General features: G+C 48.2%; 1 protein-coding gene. It reads left to right on the top strand.

The window, feature by feature from the left end; translation table 11 throughout:
- Window positions 1-529, top strand: a 529-nt coding sequence (locus R8N49_RS30100; RefSeq protein ID WP_318190821.1) for a histidine kinase dimerization/phospho-acceptor domain-containing protein, incomplete at both ends; no start/stop codon positions are given.

Genomic DNA, 529 nt, shown 5'->3' with positions numbered 1-529 from the left:
AGCAAATGGGCATTCGTCCCGACCCCGATTCGTTGCCAATAGAACTGCGCGAGTTAGCCAACAAACACAACGCGATGCTCGATAGGTTGCAAACTGGTTTTCGCCGCTTGAGCGAGTTTTCTTCTGATATAGCACATGAGTTAAAAACGCCACTCACCAACATTACCACGCAAAATCAGGTCATTTTAGGTACGTGTCGAACGCCTGAAGAGTATCAGGATGCGATTGCCTCAACGTTGGAAGAACTCAACCGCATCACGAAAACCATCAACGATTTGCTCTACATTGCCAAGGCCGAAAACAAGCTCATTCATCGCCATGACGAAGTGTTTGCGGTGCAGGAGGAAATCGACCGTTTGGTCGCGTATTTTGAAATATTGGCCGAAGATGCCGATGTGCGAATCGTGAGCTCAGGCGACGGTCAGCTCTATATGGACAAAAACATGTTTGAGCGTGCGGTGGGCAATTTGCTCTCCAACGCGATTCGTCATGCGTATGCTGATTCAACTATTGTGATTGACGTTCAAGC

The organism is Vibrio sp. 1978 (genome assembly GCF_033344345.1).
The sequence above is the reverse complement of the archived record's forward strand: the minus strand, read 5'-3'. Positions and strand labels throughout refer to the sequence as shown.